Annotated in this window: 21 protein-coding genes; 2 read left to right on the forward strand and 19 right to left on the reverse strand. The window is 66.6% G+C overall.

Features of this window, described 5'->3' with window-relative positions; all coding sequences use genetic code 11:
• Nucleotides 1-205 precede the first annotated feature (205 nt).
• Nucleotides 206-532 carry a putative quinol monooxygenase gene (locus tag K8P10_RS09705; protein ID WP_224778725.1) on the forward strand — a complete coding sequence of 109 codons (327 nt, stop codon included), beginning with the start codon at nucleotides 206-208 and terminating at the stop codon, nucleotides 530-532.
• Nucleotides 533-550: 18 nt separating this feature from the next.
• Here the strand turns inward: K8P10_RS09705 and K8P10_RS09710 are convergent, their stop codons facing one another.
• The 9 genes from K8P10_RS09710 to K8P10_RS09750 all read right to left on the reverse strand — a co-directional run bounded on the left by K8P10_RS09710 (nucleotide 551) and on the right by K8P10_RS09750 (nucleotide 9,495).
• Nucleotides 551-1,207 carry an MBL fold metallo-hydrolase gene (locus K8P10_RS09710; RefSeq protein ID WP_224778726.1) on the reverse strand — a complete coding sequence of 219 codons (657 nt, stop codon included), beginning with the start codon at nucleotides 1,205-1,207 and terminating at the stop codon, nucleotides 551-553.
• Between the two features lie 33 nt (nucleotides 1,208-1,240).
• Nucleotides 1,241-1,762, reverse strand: a complete 522-nt coding sequence (locus K8P10_RS09715; RefSeq protein ID WP_224778727.1) for a signal peptidase I — start codon at nucleotides 1,760-1,762, stop codon at nucleotides 1,241-1,243.
• A 29-nt stretch (nucleotides 1,763-1,791) separates the two neighbouring features.
• Nucleotides 1,792-3,492 (reverse strand): hypothetical protein, encoded by a 1,701-nt coding sequence (locus K8P10_RS09720; RefSeq protein ID WP_224778728.1) that lies wholly within the window; start codon nucleotides 3,490-3,492, stop codon nucleotides 1,792-1,794.
• The gene (locus K8P10_RS09725; protein ID WP_224778729.1) at nucleotides 3,489-4,196 is read right to left on the reverse strand and encodes a hypothetical protein; all 708 of its coding nucleotides are present in this window, start codon (nucleotides 4,194-4,196) and stop codon (nucleotides 3,489-3,491) included. Before K8P10_RS09725 ends, K8P10_RS09720 begins: the two co-directional genes overlap by 4 nt.
• The gene (locus tag K8P10_RS09730; protein WP_224778730.1) at nucleotides 4,193-4,702 is read right to left on the reverse strand and encodes a hypothetical protein; all 510 of its coding nucleotides are present in this window, start codon (nucleotides 4,700-4,702) and stop codon (nucleotides 4,193-4,195) included. The genes K8P10_RS09725 and K8P10_RS09730 overlap by 4 nt, the downstream gene beginning before the upstream one ends.
• A gap of 95 nt (nucleotides 4,703-4,797) precedes the next feature.
• Nucleotides 4,798-5,448 carry a hypothetical protein gene (locus K8P10_RS09735; protein ID WP_224778731.1) on the reverse strand — a complete coding sequence of 217 codons (651 nt, stop codon included), beginning with the start codon at nucleotides 5,446-5,448 and terminating at the stop codon, nucleotides 4,798-4,800.
• The gene (locus K8P10_RS09740; RefSeq protein WP_224778732.1) at nucleotides 5,445-6,023 is read right to left on the reverse strand and encodes a hypothetical protein; all 579 of its coding nucleotides are present in this window, start codon (nucleotides 6,021-6,023) and stop codon (nucleotides 5,445-5,447) included. The genes K8P10_RS09735 and K8P10_RS09740 overlap by 4 nt, the downstream gene beginning before the upstream one ends.
• Nucleotides 6,024-6,054: 31 nt before the next feature.
• A complete protein-coding gene (locus K8P10_RS09745; protein ID WP_224778733.1) occupies nucleotides 6,055-6,798 on the reverse strand; it encodes a hypothetical protein in 744 nt (247 codons plus the stop codon).
• A gap of 216 nt (nucleotides 6,799-7,014) precedes the next feature.
• A complete protein-coding gene (locus K8P10_RS09750) occupies nucleotides 7,015-9,495 on the reverse strand; it encodes a LuxR C-terminal-related transcriptional regulator (protein WP_224778734.1) in 2,481 nt (826 codons plus the stop codon).
• Nucleotides 9,496-9,675: 180 nt separating this feature from the next.
• Between K8P10_RS09750 and K8P10_RS09755 the strand changes: the two genes are divergently transcribed.
• The gene (locus tag K8P10_RS09755) at nucleotides 9,676-9,933 is read left to right on the forward strand and encodes a hypothetical protein (RefSeq protein ID WP_224778735.1); all 258 of its coding nucleotides are present in this window, start codon (nucleotides 9,676-9,678) and stop codon (nucleotides 9,931-9,933) included.
• Nucleotides 9,934-10,005: 72 nt separating this feature from the next.
• Here the strand turns inward: K8P10_RS09755 and K8P10_RS09760 are convergent, their stop codons facing one another.
• The 10 genes from K8P10_RS09760 to K8P10_RS09800 all read right to left on the reverse strand — a co-directional run bounded on the left by K8P10_RS09760 (nucleotide 10,006) and on the right by K8P10_RS09800 (nucleotide 16,287).
• Nucleotides 10,006-10,608, reverse strand: a complete 603-nt coding sequence (locus K8P10_RS09760; protein WP_224778736.1) for a non-canonical purine NTP pyrophosphatase — start codon at nucleotides 10,606-10,608, stop codon at nucleotides 10,006-10,008.
• Nucleotides 10,605-11,363 (reverse strand): ribonuclease PH, encoded by a 759-nt coding sequence (gene rph / locus K8P10_RS09765; RefSeq protein WP_224778737.1) that lies wholly within the window; start codon nucleotides 11,361-11,363, stop codon nucleotides 10,605-10,607. The genes K8P10_RS09760 and rph overlap by 4 nt, the downstream gene beginning before the upstream one ends.
• A 44-nt stretch (nucleotides 11,364-11,407) precedes the next feature.
• Entirely contained in the window at nucleotides 11,408-12,250 is an 843-nt protein-coding gene (gene murI / locus K8P10_RS09770; protein WP_224778738.1) for a glutamate racemase, read from the reverse strand.
• On the reverse strand, nucleotides 12,247-12,924 hold the full coding sequence (locus tag K8P10_RS09775) for a ribonuclease HII (protein WP_224778739.1): 678 nt from the start codon (nucleotides 12,922-12,924) through the stop codon (nucleotides 12,247-12,249). The genes murI and K8P10_RS09775 overlap by 4 nt, the downstream gene beginning before the upstream one ends.
• The gene (gene lepB, locus K8P10_RS09780) at nucleotides 12,914-13,609 is read right to left on the reverse strand and encodes a signal peptidase I (RefSeq protein WP_224778740.1); all 696 of its coding nucleotides are present in this window, start codon (nucleotides 13,607-13,609) and stop codon (nucleotides 12,914-12,916) included. Before lepB ends, K8P10_RS09775 begins: the two co-directional genes overlap by 11 nt.
• Nucleotides 13,610-13,748: 139 nt before the next feature.
• Nucleotides 13,749-14,096: a 50S ribosomal protein L19 gene (rplS, locus tag K8P10_RS09785; RefSeq protein ID WP_224778741.1), complete on the reverse strand. Its 348-nt coding sequence runs from the start codon at nucleotides 14,094-14,096 to the stop codon at nucleotides 13,749-13,751.
• 124 nt (nucleotides 14,097-14,220) lie between these two features.
• Entirely contained in the window at nucleotides 14,221-14,538 is a 318-nt protein-coding gene (locus tag K8P10_RS15460) for a dihydrofolate reductase family protein (protein WP_370631846.1), read from the reverse strand.
• A complete protein-coding gene (locus K8P10_RS15465) occupies nucleotides 14,535-14,762 on the reverse strand; it encodes a dihydrofolate reductase family protein (RefSeq protein WP_370631847.1) in 228 nt (75 codons plus the stop codon). The genes K8P10_RS15460 and K8P10_RS15465 overlap by 4 nt, the downstream gene beginning before the upstream one ends.
• A 38-nt stretch (nucleotides 14,763-14,800) precedes the next feature.
• Nucleotides 14,801-15,796, reverse strand: a complete 996-nt coding sequence (locus K8P10_RS09795) for an Fpg/Nei family DNA glycosylase (protein WP_224778742.1) — start codon at nucleotides 15,794-15,796, stop codon at nucleotides 14,801-14,803.
• Nucleotides 15,796-16,287 (reverse strand): ribose-5-phosphate isomerase, encoded by a 492-nt coding sequence (locus tag K8P10_RS09800; RefSeq protein WP_224778743.1) that lies wholly within the window; start codon nucleotides 16,285-16,287, stop codon nucleotides 15,796-15,798. The genes K8P10_RS09795 and K8P10_RS09800 overlap by 1 nt, the downstream gene beginning before the upstream one ends.
• Between the last annotated feature and the right edge of the window lie 14 nt (nucleotides 16,288-16,301).

Genomic DNA, 16,301 nt, shown 5'->3' on the forward strand with positions numbered 1-16,301 from the left:
GGAGACGGGCAGCCGACATAGAGGTTCCGTGGCATCACGTAACCTGCGCATAATCTATCCCGAAACTCCCCCGGGCGGACGCGAAGGACGCCTCTTTCTCGGGCTTCGTAACAAGAACGGTACCCAAGTACCACGCAAACGTGACACCTTGGCTCAGTTCTCAAGATCAGGACGCCGATGCCACAGCCCGCGCTACCCTGAAGGCATGTACTTCATCGTGGTCAAGTATCAAGCCAAGCCCGAGATCGCTGAAAGCTTCATCGAGCGAAATGCCGAGTTCACCGCCGCTACCCGGGCAGAGCCGGGCAACCTGTGGTTCGAGTGGTCGCGCAGCGTCGAGGACCCGAACGAGTTCGTGCTCGTCGAAGCATTCGCCGACGATGACGCGGCTGCGGCGCACGTGGGTTCGGATCACTTCGCTCGCGGCATCGAGACGCTGCGCCCGCTCATCACGGAGACGCCGCGCATCGTGTCGCGGAAGGTCGAGGGGTCGGGGTGGGACGAGATGGGCGAACTCAAGATCGAAAACTGACCCGCCCCAGCACGCGAGCTACCAGCCCCGTCGCTCCCACTCCGGGAGGGCGGGGCGTTCCTCTGCCAGCGTGGTGCCGTCGCCGTGGCCCGGGTAGACGATCGCATCGTCGAACCGCTCGAAGAGGCGAGAGCGGACGTCGCCGAGCAGCTGCGCGAAACGCGCAGGATCCTTCCACGTATTGCCGATGCCGCCGGGGAACAGGCTGTCACCGGTGAACAGGAGCACCGGGGTCTCATCAGGAGTCGCGAGCGCGATCGAGCCGGCCGTGTGCCCGCGCAGGGCGATCACCTCGAGTTCGACGCCTGCCACGCCGATGCGATCACCGTGCGCGAGGCGCTGAGCCGTGACCCCGCGTTCCTCGGCCAGCTGCTCCGCATCGGCATCGCCGATCGCGACGTCGGCGCCCGTGCGCTCGGCGAGTTCCGAGGTGGCGCGGGTGTGATCCCAGTGCGCGTGCGTGGTGACGATCAGTTTGAGGGATGCCGGCTGCTCGGCATCTTCCGCCCCCGCTCTCAGAAGCGTCTCCAAAGCTTCGACGTCGTCCGCTGCGTCGATGAGGATCTGCTCCCCCGACGCCTTCGCGGTGATGAGGTACACGGCATTGTCCATGTCCGAGACGTGCGTCCTGCGGACGGTGAAGGTCTCTCGGTCGTGCAGCAGTTCGGCGGCCATGCCCTCACCCTACCCGCACGACGAGCGATCACGTCACCTCACGGCGACCGGTGCGGGCTCATGCTGAGGAACTGGTAGCCGCGGCGTCCAGTACGACAGCAGGAAGACGCAGATGAGGCCGCCGATGATCGCCAGGAGACCGATCGGCGTACGCACCGCCATCGCGATGTGTCCGAGCACGGGAATCGTGAGCACGTGCGTGCCCGCCTCGGTCACGAGGTACGGCGCCGCGTCATTGCTCTCGTTCGCGTCGCCGCGCAACGTGAGTGCGAATGGACCATCATCCGGGCGATCGATGTCCACCACTCGGTGCGTCACGAGCGTGCCATCGTCGCGCGGTACCGTGACGATGGCACCGACATCGACCTGTGATGCGGCCGTCGCCTGCGTGAGAATCAGCGACCCGACCGGCAGCGTCGGTTCCATCGAACCGGAGATCACCACGGCCGGTTTCAGTCCGAAGAGCATGACCACCGCGAAGGCGAGGATACTGATGACGCCGACGACGGCTGAGCACCAGAGTACAGCGCTACGAATGATGCGGAGAACAGTCATAATGAGCCTCTCGGAGGTGTCTCTCACGGTCATTTCACTCGGACGGTACCGGTGGCAGCGTCCGCAATCGGACTGCCGAACGGTTGGTCGATCGTCGCCTTGTTGGCCTCGTAGATCTTGTAGCCGGCCGCCGCACCCCCGGGGACGCTGCAGCGGTTGAATAGATACCCGCTCACCAATCCCCCGCCCCAGGCATACTCGGCTCCGTCGGCGGTCGATGCCCAGGTGCTGCACGCGGCCGAGCTGATAGCCGTCACACGGACGCCTGCCGGGATGTCGGCGACGGGCATCGGTTGCTGCACCCAGTATCGGGTGTTCGCCGCACCGACGTTCGAGACACTCGCGCAGGTTCCGCCGGTCACCGCACCGTTGATGGTCGGCGCTCCGACTGCCTGACACGCATTGTTGTCGCCCCACCCGTAGACGACTCCGTCGGCGCCGAGCGCGACCATCGAGCTCACTCCAGCAGCGACTCGGTCGATCTTCAGATCACCCGCGACGGGAGCCGGCACCTCCTCAGGCGTCGTCTCAGACGGTGTCCGCCCCAGGAACTTGGTGCCGTACCCGTTGCGCGCGCCAGTCATCCAGGTGAGCAATTCGCCCTGCGACGTCAGCATTCGGTAGTGCCGGGCATCGACACCGAACTGGCGCACCGGGCACCCAGAGTCGTCGATCTGGGAGACCCCCAGCGATCCGTCGCACGAGGGGATCACAGACCCTCGCATGTCTGAGACGATCTCGAGGTATCGCTGCGTTCGCGCTTCCTCCGTGCTGAGTGAGCTTTCATCGTAGACCGCGCCGTTCGCGGTGCGGTAAACATCCGGATAACGCTGAAAGAGCGCACGATTCGCTCCCTCGTTCAAGGCGGGGCAACGGGTGTGCACATATGTCGAGCCGGGTGTGCCAGCCGAGGAGTCGAAACCCCAGGAGTAGACCAGACCATCTCGCCCGACCCCTGCCGCGCCGTTCGAGCCGCCCCAGATCGATCGCCAGGCCACCTCGCCCGCATTGGCTCGGCTTCCACTTGCGGTGTGGCAACCCGAGTTTCCCATCCGCTCCCCGCTCTCACGCACCGGGAATGGCAGAGGTTGACTGATCGCCCCCTTGCTGTAGGGAAGGTTCTCACCCCCGTACCCCCAAGCCCAGAGCGTGCCGGTTGCGTCAAGCGCCAGGAACTGGTTCTCAATGCGCGCCATCGATACGATCGGCGGGAGCGCCTCCCCGGTCGTCGTCTGCGTCACGCGGCCGGCACGCGCCGAATCTCCGACCGAGAGCGATCCTCGACCGAGCAGGTTGCGTCCACCGTACGGCGCACCCCATGTCCAGACGCCTCCGTCGCTGTCGAGCGCCATGAAGGATGTCGTGCCAGGGAACGTCGCCTCACTGAAGTCGTTCGTGGATCCACCCGCGTCGACGATGCGCACGCCAGAAGGGAACTTCACGCGGGTGGGGTCGGCGGTGGGCGCGGTGTTGACGTTGCCATTCCCGTCGCCCGTGCCACGATAGCCGGTGACGTACAGCTCTCCGGCCTCGCTGAGTTCCAGCGCGGAAGCCGACGACAGGTCGGATGCGGAGTGCGACCTCTCCGGAATGGCCGCGGTGCTCAGCGAGCTCCGAGCAAAGGTCGAGTCGGTGTATCCCGCGGATGTGAGGTCGGGAGCGAGCAGCGCTCCCACCAGCGCGAGGGAGCCCAGTCCCATCGCGGCGCTGAGCGCACGAGTCCGTTTCATTCTGCTGATCTTCCTTCGAGAGTCATATCAAGAGTCCAAGCCGCGGAGCTCAACGCCCGGAGCGATGCGTCGTCGGCGAGGTGCGCAAGAACGAGGTAGTTGCGGCATGCGGCGTCGCCACCGGAGTACGAGGCGCCGACCTGCTGCCGGCCACCGCTCCGAGCCGGCATCTGAGTCCCGGAGAGCGATTCGATCCCGGCGAGACCCACGCCCTGCGCAGGTTTCGACGGATCGCCGATCAACGTTCGGGCCGGCTGTTCACCCGGCACGCAGGCGGACTGCTCGACGACAGTGAGCCGCACGAGCTCAGCGATACTGTCAACCTCGTTCGACTCGACGCTGAACCCCAGGCTCGGTGCCACGTTGAACGGCCCGTTGTTCGCAACCGTCACTGGGATCTGAACCGTCGAACCGGGAACGATGTCCGCTGCCGGGGTGAACGAAATCGTCTCGGCGCCATCGCTGACGACCGAACGAATACGCCCGGAGTCATCGAGGAGAGCGAGCTCGAAGTGGCTCGCGCCCCAGTCGGATACGAGCGCTGCCCGGTCCTGAAAACCGGGTGCGGCGAGCGCCTGCGCACCTGCCAGAACACCCACCAGCACACTGAACGCGGCGCTCGCAGCGATGCCTTTGCGCACAACCCGCTGACGTGCGGTAACTCGTCGGCGCTGAGCACGCCGGCGCAATGGCGGTTCCGTCATGCGAGATTCCTCTCCGTCTCACGAGCGGACCGACGACGACCGAGCAGAGTGCCGAGCCCGATACCGACAGCGGCCGCGATGATGACCCAGACCGTCATCGGGGCCTGGCCGGTCATTGCGAGATTCCGGTCCACTTCCCCGCTGAAGGTGAATCGCAGCGTTGCCCCTGTCCCGCCGTATTCGTTACCCGCCCCGCTGGGGAGCGTCGCCCTCCCCTGCACCGTGATCCAACCCGCCTCGACAGCGGTTGCTGCCTCGGGCTGATCCAACGGCACGAGGCGATCGAGCAAGTCATCCGCGGTTCCGTGTGCGAGTACCGTTCTCTCGCGCTCCGAGTTGTGTCGCCCCGGGGCCACGACCTCGAGTTCCAGCGGGTGTGGCCCCTCGAGCGCATCTCCGGATGCTTCTCGCAGGGTGATGCCCGGCCGCGCGAGGCCAGTGCTGTCTGCACGCACACGCATCGTCCACTCAGAGGTGTGGCCGGGCGCAGGTGTCTCGACACGCACAACATGCTCCTGCGGGTCCAGACGAGGCGCCGCGGTAGCGGGTTCGGCGAGACACAGCAGAGCGAGCACGGCGCATGCCGCAACCCACAATGGTTTCACTTCCAAATTCCTTCCACGAGGACCGGTTCGTCGCCGGCCCGGGTTTCTCCGACAACTTCGAGTTCAAGCTCAAGTTCCTGGCCCAGCATCCCGTCCGGAGCATCGCTCGCGAGCCACACACTGACGGTTACCGAGTGGTTGGCCTCCGCCGACCACGACTCCGCCAGCTGCAGACCGTCAGGGTGCTGATCGAACCACGCCGCAGTCACCGGAGCATCGATCACGGGTGTTCCATCCACGCTTGCGCCGAACAGGAGGAAGTCAGCGAGTTGTCCGGGCGCCTGAGCTACCGCGATGCGCACCCGAGACGAGATCGACCCATCCGAGCGATTGTGCACTGGAATCTCTATCGTCGCCGTATCGCGGGCGGGCCAACCCGAGGTTGCCGACGCCACCTGCGCGATCGCCAGACCGTTGCTCTCCAGCTCACTCGCCGACTCCGCAGTGGCGTGCTGCCCCGCATCGCCGATCTTCGTCTGCGCGATGTCGATCGCCCCAGACGCACCGACCGCCCCGGAGAAACCGGCACTGAACTGTGCAACGGTGAGCGGGATGCAGATCGCGAGCACGAGTGCTCCGACCAGGACGCCCATCGGGAGACCCGTCTTCCAGAGCATCCTGAATGACCGCGTATTCTCTGTACTCATCGCTGTGCTCCGTCAATTCGAAGGCGGACGAACGTTTCGGCAGCCGCCGGATCCCCACCGGCGATGCGCAACGCGAACGCCGCTGTACCACCGGGTGTGATCTCCTCATCACTGCAGACTCGTGGCCGCTCGACTCCCTGAGCGTCAACGAGCTGGCCCTCGGTACCGACGAGCGTGAGTCGCAGATCGTCGAACTGCGAGGCGTTCTCCGCGGCATCGAGCGACAGGCACAGGGCGGAGGAAAGCTGAGGACTGGCGTTGCGTACGGCAACCGCATACACACGTGTCTGCTGGTCTGCAGCTGGAGCGCCGACCTCGACGGGGATCGGATTCCCTTCCTGCCAGGCACTCGCCTCCGGTGTCCACGCGAGCGCGAGGTCGGCGGAATTCGAGAACCACTCGACGGGTACCTCTGCGGCTGCCACCTGGATGTTGAAGTCGTGACCGTCGCCCGCGCGAATCTCCGCAATGACGTCTGCGGTGAGGATGCTGAGCGCGGCGGTTGCGAGTGCCGCCGCGCTCAGCAGTACCCCGAGACTCGCAGTTCTGCGAATACGGGAGGGAGTTGATCTCACAGTGAGGTTCCTCGTTCGAGACCGTGCCGGACTACTGCTTGTCGAGGCTGGAGGCGTCCAGGCGAGCCTGGACGACGGCGCGGCCGCCGTTCGCAGCATTGGTGGCATCCTGGTCCGCCCCGTTTTCGAGCTGGACCCTGACGACGAGCACGTGCCCGCCGTCCGCCGGGAACGAGCCGAGGTTCACCTGAGAGGTCTCCCCTCCCTTGGTGTTCGCGAAGTTCCCCTTCGGAACGCGAGTGAAGCCGCTCGGAACAGAGTCGACGCTGCCCGGAAGTGCAGCGGGGAGCTCAGTTGCGTCGTCGACAATCGTGTAATCGAAGCGCATGAGGTCCGCGTACGCAGCATCGGCCGCAGAGCCATCGGTCGTATTCTGGAACGTCAACTTGATGTTCGCGTCGACGCTCTCGGTGACGTTCTTCACGGGAATGCGGATGTAGCGAGCCTTGCCGCCGGGCACGAGCCCCGCGGCATCGGGGATCTCGAGCGTCTCCGCCTGCGGGTTCGCCTGCACCCAGGTCTTCACCTCTTCGAGCTTGTTCTCCTGCTGCTTCGACACCTGAATGTCGAACTTCTCGCCGCCGGCACCGCCTGCGCCGAACAGGTCGAGGATCGCGAAGTCACTCATCGAAGCGGCGGTGAACAGTGCTCCAGCAACCAGCAGCGAACCGGTCGCGAGCATCGCCCGCTTCTTGCTCTTGCGCCGCCGAGTCTGGAGCGCATCGACGGGTTCGGTCGAGCCGTTGTCCACGCTGATGTCTTGCGAGTCGTTCATGAAAATCCCTTGCTGTTGAGACGTCATCGCGGCTCGATCGACGCCGCAGACGGCAGCACTGAAGAGCGCCGCATCACCCAGCGTGGATGCGTGTCAGGTAGTTGAGTACCTGCTCAAGGGCAGTACATATCGACCTGAGTAGTCACTACGAGAGAAATGAGTACGTGGGACGCACATGCGTGCATGTTCCGCCTCGAGCGCATGATCCCGCCCTGGTCAGCTGCCGGACTCCACGATCCTGAATAGCTCCGAGCGCGTGCGCACATCGGTCTTCCGCATCGCGTGCGTCAGGTGGTTGTCCACGGTTCTCACGCTCAACCCGAGTCGCGCGGCGATCTCGCGGTTCGTCAGCGTCCCGGCGAGCAGCGCAACCTCGCGCTCGCGCGGGGTCAGGTGCACGGAGTCCGCCCGTTCGATCGGACGGACCACCTCCGCTGACGCGAGGAACACGTTGCTGAAGGCTCGCTGCGAGAGTTCCTCGAGACGGTCGCCCCGCTCATCGTCTCCCGACGACCGCGCGTAGCGGACGGCGCCGCGAAGGATGAGGCGCAGTTGGCTGTCGTGCGGGCCCGCACCCAGACGCCCGAGCGTTACCGCCAACTTCTCGATCGTTGCCTCCGATTCGAGCAGTCCGACGATCTCGGCCGCGGCGCGATAGGCCGGAATCGACTGAATGTCCATCGCCTCGCGGAACACGGCCGCGAGCTGCGGCCCGTAGCCGATGACCAACGAAGCAACGGCGGTCTGCGTCGCAGCCGTGATGTACCCGAGATCGATGCGCAGGCGGGCTACTTCAGCTGCCGCACGGTCGAACTGCGCGCTCGGAACGGTCTGATCGATGATCGCCTGGAACGAGTCGACACCCATCCCGAGGTACCCACCCGGTTTCGGCATGAGCAGCATCGACTCGCTGAGAAAGGTATCCTTCGCTTCGGAACGCCCGCTGAAGACGGCGATCAGGCCCTGAATGTTCAGGCACGCAGCGTAGAGCGGGGTGTACTCGAGCACCGGCCGCCCCACGAGCACCGCTGCATCGACGTAGTGCTGCACGGCACGATAGTCGCCGAGGTGGTGCCAGCACATCGCTGCGGTGTAGGCGGCCGCAGCGAATCGAGTGCGATCGAGCTTGTGCTCCGCAGCCGCCATCTCCGCCAGAGCGGTCTGCAGCGCACCACGGGGATCCCCCTCGAGGAACTGCAGCATCTGCCAGGACCACACCACCGAGCGTCGCTGCTGCCCCTGTATCGTGTCCACATACGTCCGTGCGTCGGCGATCCGTCCGCTGATGAGGAGGTACTGCAGAGCGACCGCACTCCGAATTCCGGTCGGATCATCGCGGGGTTCGAGGACCGAGTCGTACCCGTCGGTGAGCGCGCCACCCGCCGTCATGACGATCAGCAGTTCGGCGGCCTCCGTAGACGGCGCCCAGTCCGGATGCCGCGTCCCGTACTCGCGCATCACGTCGACGGCCGCGTCGACTCGATGCTCCTGAATCGCCAACCACTGTGCCCGCGCCATGACGAAGAAGAAGTCATCGATGCTCCCCTCATCGCTGAATGCCGTCGTTGCGAGCACCCGATGCAGCTGCTCCTGCTGCCGAATGTCACCGGATGCCGCAGCGTAGTATGCGACGGCATTGCGAGGTGTCTGCTGCTCCGACCATCGATGATAGGCCTCGCGCGCGTCCTGCACGGCGCGGTCAACGAACCTTCGTGTGTGCGCAGCGAGGACCTCGGTATCCCCGCTCGGCAGGTACCCTTCCTTCGATGCCGGCCCGCTGAGCAGCGCTTGCGCGCCCTGCCGATGGTAGCGGTCCCCGAGAATCGGCGGCCACACCATCATCTCCGTGTGCCCGGTCGAGGTTCTCGGGCGGATGAAACCGCGTCGCTGCGCACGAGCCACGGTACGCGTTCCGAAGCGGTCCTCGAGGGCGAACACCGCGCAGATCCCCTCGACCGCCAGATACTCCACCAGCGCCCTGACATCGTCCCCCGCCTCGCTCACGAACTCGTCGATGAGCGGGCCGAGATCGTCGTTCCAGAGCGAATAGTTCACAGGTGTCCACATGCCGGATCGCAATTCGAGCAATTCCCGTTCGCGCGCACTCTGGAGGAGCGCCGTGACGAGCAGAGGTGAACCTCCGGTCTTGCTGAACACGCGCGTCACGGCGGCGGGAGCCAGCGGCCCGTCCAGCACGTCTCTCGCGAACGCTCCGGTCGACACGAGGTCGAGTGGGCGGAGCGTGATGACGCGTTCCGGCCAGTGCATCGGCATCACCCGATACTCCTCTCCCCCGGTCACCTCGGTGATGATCGCACGAAGATTCAGCCGCTCCCGCAAGGTGGCGTACGCTCGAACCGAAAGCGCATCCATGCGGTGCGCGTCATCGATCACCAGCACCGCGGTCGGTTGGATCCGCCTGGCGATCTCATCGATCAGCACATCGAGGGGAAGCTCGGGATCCCGGGGGCGCATCGCTACCCCGAGCTCAGCGGCGAGACGTCTGAACGTGTACAGCGGCTGGTCTCGTGCGATGCGTTCACCGGCGGAGCGCAGCACGGTCACTCCGGTGTGTTCGAGGAAAGTGGCGACTTCGTTCGCCACGAGAGACTTCCCACCCCCGCGATCACCGATGAGGCGGACACTCCATCCGTTCCTCAGCGTAGCCTTTGCTGCAGCGATCTCGTCGGCGAACATGCGGTTCCTCTCTCGTTATTGCGCACTACCCCCGGCGGGGCTGATCACCTCCCTCACTACTCATTCTCACCCATCAGAAAACTGCACCACACCCGTTGCGCAATGGCGGCGATCTGCAGTAGTTGCGCACGACCGGCGACCACGGGAAACCTGCATGCTGGAGCGGTGTTCGAGAGCCACATGACCACCGCCGCATGGCTGTCCCCGATGATCGCGTGGATCGTCGCTGTGGCAAGCCCAGGCCCCGACATGTTCCTGCTGCTGAGACTCGGCGTGCGCGCACGGCGGCCCGCGGTGCTCGGCGCACTCGGCATCATGACCGGGAATGCGCTCTGGATCGTCACCTCGGTGCGAATCCGAGAGCGCTCATCTTCTTCACCGCGCTGCTCAGCCAGTTCCTTCCGGCCGGGGCGACATCCGCCGACCGCCGGGTCGTGATCGTGGTCGCCTGTTCATCACGTCCGTTCCGCCACCGGTTCAAGCGCGCAGCACCCTGGCCGGCTGATCGCACTACTCCCCCACGCGGGCGAGGATCTCCGGAGCGAGCGCGGTGAACGCGCGTGTGCGATGCGAGACCGCGTCCTTTTCGGCTGGGCTGAGCTCGGCAGCGGACCTGGTCTCCCCGTCCGGCCGGAAGATCGGATCGTACCCGAACCCGCCTGCACCTGCGGGAGCCCGCAGGACGGACCCCGGCCAGACGCCCAGCACGCTCGTCTCGGGATCGGCAGCCCCGGGGACCACGAGTGCAGCGGCGCAGACGAACTGCGCCGCACGATGCTCGTCGGCGAGATCGGAGAGCTGCCACAGCAGCAGATCTACATTGGCCGTGTCGCTGCGAGCGGGACCGCCCCAGCGCGCCGAGAAGATGCCGGGGCAGCCGCCCAGCACGTCGACCGCGATTCCGGAATCGTCGGCGATGGCGGGGAGGCCCGTGTGCTCAGCCGCCGCCCGCGCCTTGATGAGCGCGTTGGCGGCGAACGTCACGCCGTTCTCCACGGGCTCGGGCCCGTCGTACCCGACGAGTTCGATTCCCGGGAGCGCGGGGCCGACGATCCTGCGGAGCTCCTCGAGCTTGTGCGCGTTGTGGCTCGCGAGGACGACGCGCTGGGTCACGCGAGACCCCCCGGCTCGAGCGCGTCCGCGAGCGCGGTGCGCTGGAGGTCGGCGAGCTCCGTCCCGCTGACGAGGGCGAGGTCGAGCAGCTGGTTCAGTTCATCGCGGCTGAACGGCGCTCCCTCCGCGGTGCCCTGCACCTCGATGAAGTCACCGGACCCGGCGATGACGACGTTCATGTCGGTTCCGGCGCGGGAGTCCTCCACGTAGGCGAGGTCGGTCATCGGCACGCCGCCGACGATGCCCACCGAGACCGCGGCAACGCTGTCCTTCAGCGGCTGCGCCTTCTTCGCGATGTGGCCGTGCGCGCGGGCCCAGTCGATCGCGTCGGCGAGTGCGACGTACGCTCCGGTGATGGCCGCCGTGCGCGTGCCACCGTCGGCCTGGAGCACGTCGCAGTCGATCACGATCGTGTTCTCGCCCAGCGCCTTCGTGTCGATGACGGCGCGCAGACTGCGCCCGATCAGCCGAGAGATCTCGTGCGTGCGCCCACCGATCTTGCCCTTGACGGACTCGCGCTGCGAACGGTCGTTCGTGGCGCGCGGCAGCATCGCGTACTCGGCGGTGACCCAGCCTGTGCCCTTGCCGTTCAGCCAGCGCGGAACGCCAGGGGTGAACGAGGCGGTGCAGAGCACGCGCGTCTGGCCGAATGAGATGAGGGCGCTGCCCTCGGCCTGCGCGCTCCACCCGCGCTCGATCGTCACGGGCCGCAGGTCTGCCGCCGTGCGGCCGTCCGCTCGCTTCGTCTCAGTCATGATGCTCCTCTCGTGCGCGTACCGCGCATCGTGGTCGCCCGGAGTCAGGCCCCGGGAATACGGATCGCGCCCGTGGGCGCGTGGTCGACGGCGTCGATGCCGATCCCGAGCAGTCGACGCGCGAGGTCGACGAACTCGACCGTGTCGTCGCCCGTCGCCTCGTACCTGACAGTCCCCGGCCCGGCGTCGGCCGGGCGCAGCAGCTCCTGCTCGGTCAGCACCTGGTACACCTGGTTCGCCGTCTCGATGTCGCTCGACACCAGTGCCACGTCGCCGCCGACGACCTGGCGGATCGCACCGCGCAGGAACGGGTAGTGGGTGCAGCCGAGCACCAGGGTGTCGATGCCGTCGTCGACGAGCGGCGCGAGGTACTCCTCGGCGATCTGCAGGACCTCGGGCCCCGAGGTGCGCCCCTCCTCCACGAGGTCGACGAACCGCGGGCACGCGCGCGTCGTCAGCGAGATGTCCGGTCTGATGGTGAACATGTCGTCGTACACGCGCGATTGGATGGTCCCCTGCGTGCCGATGAGGCCGATCCTGCCGTTGCGGGTCAGCGACACGGCGCTTCGCACCGTAGGTCCGATGACCTCGACGACGGGCACGTCGTAACGCTCGTAGGCGTCGCGCAGCACGGCAGCCGAGGCGGTGTTGCAGGCAATGACGAGCATCTTCACACCCTGCGCGACCAGGTCGTCGAGAATCTCGAGGGCGAAGCGCCGCACCTCGGCGATCGGGCGCGGCCCGTAGGGGGTGTGCGCGCTGTCCCCCACATAGATCATGGACTCGTTCGGCAGTTGATCCCGGATCGCTCGGGCGACCGTCAGACCGCCGACGCCTGAATCGAACACCCCGATCGGCGCCTCGGGCGAAGGCTCGCGGAAACTCACCGTGCCAGCCTACTCTCCCTGATCCAGGTCGCGCGGTGGAGCTCGGTGAGGCCGTGCTCGGCGATACCGGCGTAGTGAGCCTGCGAACCGTACCCCTTGTTCGCTGCCCAGGCGTAGTGCGGGTGGAGCTCGTCGACCTCGCGCATCAGGCGATCCCTCGCCACCTTCGCCCGCACCGAGGCGGCGGAGACGCTCGCGCAGGCGCGATCCGCCCCCACCCGCGTCTGCACGCGCAGAGGCGACCGGAGCACCGGGGTCAACCAGTCATGGGCGCCATCGAGCAGGATCAAGGCGCGATCCACCGGCACCCCGGCCTCGTGGAGGCGCAGCAGCGCGCGGCGAGCGGCCTGGCCGAGCATGGCGGTGATGCCGTGCGCGTCGATCTCCTCGGCGCTCGCGTACCCGACCGCACCAGAACCCCACTCCTCAACAAGCGGAGCAATCGCCTCGCGGCGCTTCTCGCTCAGCAGCTTGGAATCCCGCAGACCCTCGGGGAACGGCACACCGTCTCCGAGCACCACGTGCGCTCCGACGGCGACCGGGCCGGCGATGGCTCCGCGTCCGACCTCGTCGATGCCGATGACGCACACCGCTCCTCCGGAGAAATACTCCCGCTCCACGTCGAGCGTCGGCTCCTTCGAGACCGGCGCAGCCGCGATCTGCTCAGCCGGCACTCTCGACTCCCGTGAAGGTGCTCTCCGGGTTGTGCAGCACCCCGAACCGGCTCAGCGGCCAGTTCAGCAGGAATGCGCGCCCGACGATCTCCTCCTCGGGCACGAAGCCACCGCCAGGCTGGTCCTGGTTGTACCGGGAGTCCTTGCTCGCGTTCCGGTTGTCGCCCATCACCCACACGGACCCCTCGGGCACCGTCACGTCGAACTCGAGCTCGGACGCGGGCGCCCCCTCGGGCAGCTTCAGGTACGGTTCGTCGATCGGCACCCCGTTGACCGTGATCTTCCCGTTCGCGTCGCAGCAGGCGACATGGTCGCCCCCCACACCGATGACGCGCTTCACTACGTACTCGTGACTCGTGTCCGCTGCAAGGCCGACGGACTGCAGGACCCACTCGAAGCCGGTCGGCGGCTCGGACGGCGGCGCGTTCAACCACCCGCCAGGATCCTGGAAGACGACGATGTCGCCCCGCTTCACATCCATCACACCCGGCACCAGCTGATTCACCAGGATCCGGTCGTCGACCTGCAGCGTGTCCTCCATCGAGCTCGACGGGATGAAGAAGCTGCGCACCAGGAACGTCTTCAGCAGGAACGAGATGAGGAACGCGAGGAGCAGGATCACCACGAGGTCGCGGAGGAAGCCCAGCACCCCACCGCGACGCTTCTCGGACCGTGCTGCACTCATGGAAGGCTCCTGTCGGCTCACGGCACTGACCGGAGCAAGAGATCGTAATGTATCGGGGTGAGACACTTCAGGCTCCCACCCGTGGCCGGGGGGAGCCTGAAAGCGTCACAGGCTCGGATCGAGCCTATCGAAGCGGGGATTAGACCTCGCGCTTCTCCTTGATCTTCGCCTTCTTGCCGGTGAGACCGCGCAAGTAGTACAGCTTCGCGCGACGCACGTCACCGCGCGAGACGAGTTCGATCTTGTCGATCGCCGGCGAGTGGACGGGGAACTTGCGCTCCACACCGACCTGGAAGCTGATCTTGCGGACGGTGAACGTCTCGCGGACGCCCTCACCGTGACGGGCGATGACGACGCCCTGGAACACCTGCACGCGGGAGCGGTTGCCCTCGACGATGTTCACGTGCACCTTGACGGTGTCGCCGGCGCGGAAATCGGGAATGTCGCTCTTGAGCGACGCGGCATCGACGTGGTCGAGCTTCTGCATGATCGTCTTCTCTCTGCGCCCGCCGCAAGTCGGAACGCGGATATCGTGTTCAAAAGTATGAGTCGTGCCTTCACGGACAGTGCGAAACCCTCGCGGCAGCGTCGCGCCGTGGCACAAGGATCAATTATGCCATACGCGGGCGCTGCGCTCCTACAACGCGATGGCGGGCGTCGATGAACGCACCGTTCGGCAGCATCCCCAGCAGTTCGAGGTCGAGTCGGCGCGGGAGCAGCGGACGCCCCTCGCCCAGCGTGACCGGGGCGATCGAGGTCACGACCTCGTCAAGGAGACCCGCGTCGGCGAACTGCCTCGCCAAGTCCCCTCCCCCGAGGACCCACACCTGCCGCTCCCCCGCTGCACGCAGGAGCTCAGCGTGGAGATCGGTGACGGGTCCGCTCGCGAATCGAACACCTGGCCGCTCGGGCAGCGTTCGGTGCGTCATGACCCATGTGGGCTGCGTGTACGGCCACCCGTCCGTGAGATGCTCGAGCACCCACTCATAGGTGGTCGACCCATCACGAGCGCGCCGACGCCCGCCATGAAGGTCTCGAAGCGCGCCTCGCCTTCGGGCGACTGCGGTTGCCTGAGCAGCCAGTCGAGCGAGTCGGAGGGGTCGGCGATGAAGCCGTCGAGCGTGGTGGCGGTGCGGTACACGATCTGCGTCATGCGCGCAGTGTCTCACCGACCTCTGACATCGGCACCGGTCAGTGCTGGCAGCCCGGGCACCAGTAGAGCTTGCGGGCGCCGAACTCCTCGAGCACGATATTCGTGCCGCACCGTTTACACGGTGTGCCCTCGAGCTTGTACACCCAGTGGCGTTCGTCGCGCTCCGCGAGCGCCCGCTGGTAGGCCTCGCCCTCGAGCCCGTCGATCGTGATCATCTGGCCGACGGTGATGCCGATCTCGAGGAGGTGCGCCCAGTCGTCCCAGAGCGCCTCGAGCACGGCGCGGTCGAGGGTGTTCGCCGGGGCGTGCGGGTCGAGCTCGGCGCGGAACAGCATCTCCGCCCGGTAGACGTTACCGATGCCGGCGACGACCGACTGGTCCATGAGCACGAGGCCGATGGGGGTGCGCTTCTTCCCGGCGCGCGCGACGAACCGCGCACGCTCCTCAGGCGTGTTCGCGTTCGCGGGGTCGGGGCCGAGCTTCTGCACGACGGCGTCGACCTCGCCAGCAGTCAACACTTCGCAGGCCGTCGGCCCTCGCAGGTCGGCGCAGACGTCGTCAGTGAGCAGGCGCACGCGCACCTGACCCACCGGGTCGGGCGGAAACGCCTCGGCGATCTCGCCCGCGCGATCGTGCTCCGCCATATTCAGCCTGGCACGGCGCGGCGCACCGATCGACGCGACCGAGTCCTCACCCTCGCGATCCACGGCCTCCACGACACCGGCCATGCCGGTCTGGCCGAGCCGGCCTCGGCCGAACTTCGACGCGTGCAACTGGATGCTCGGGTCGATCCTCACGTCTCCGGCAAAATCCCATGCCCCGTAGATGCCGAGGTGCACTCGCAACCAGTCGCTGCCGTCGAACTCGAGGAACATCTGCTTGCCGACGGCTCGGGCGTCGGTCATCTCGCGACCGCTGATCCGCGCCGCCCCTTCGGTGAACCGGCCCTGGGGGCTCGTGACCTCGGGCGCCTGCCCGACGAAGTTCACCGCGAACTGGCGCGCGATGCGGTGGACGGAATGCCCCTCTGGCATTACGGGCGATCCACGTGGCGATCGGTGATCGCGCCGGTGCGCTCGAACTCGCCCAGCTGCCCGATACGCCGCACGTGCCGCTCGTCACCCGAGAACGGGGTGGCGATGAAGCGGTCGATGAAGCGGATCGCGTCCTCCACCGGGTGCTGGCGCGCGCCGATGGAAATCACGTTCGCGTCGTTGTGCTCGCGCGCGAGCTCTGCGGTCGCGTCACTCCACACGAGAGCCGCGCGGATTCCCTCGACCTTGTTCGCCGCCATCTGCTCGCCGTTGCCCGACCCGCCGAACACGACACCGAGCGCTTCCGTGCCGTCCCGCTGATCCCGAGCGACCCCGAGCGCCGCGTTGATGCAGAACGCGGGGTAGTCATCGAGCGCGTCGTATTCCGCTGGACCGTGATCGATGACTTCGTGACCCTGCTCGCTCAGGTGCCGCTGCAACTGCTGACTGAACTCGAGGCCTGCATGGTCGGTGGCGATGTGAATGCGCATGAGTCCCTAGCTTA

Source organism: Leucobacter sp. Psy1 (assembly GCF_020096995.1).
Taxonomy (GTDB): domain Bacteria; phylum Actinomycetota; class Actinomycetes; order Actinomycetales; family Microbacteriaceae; genus Leucobacter.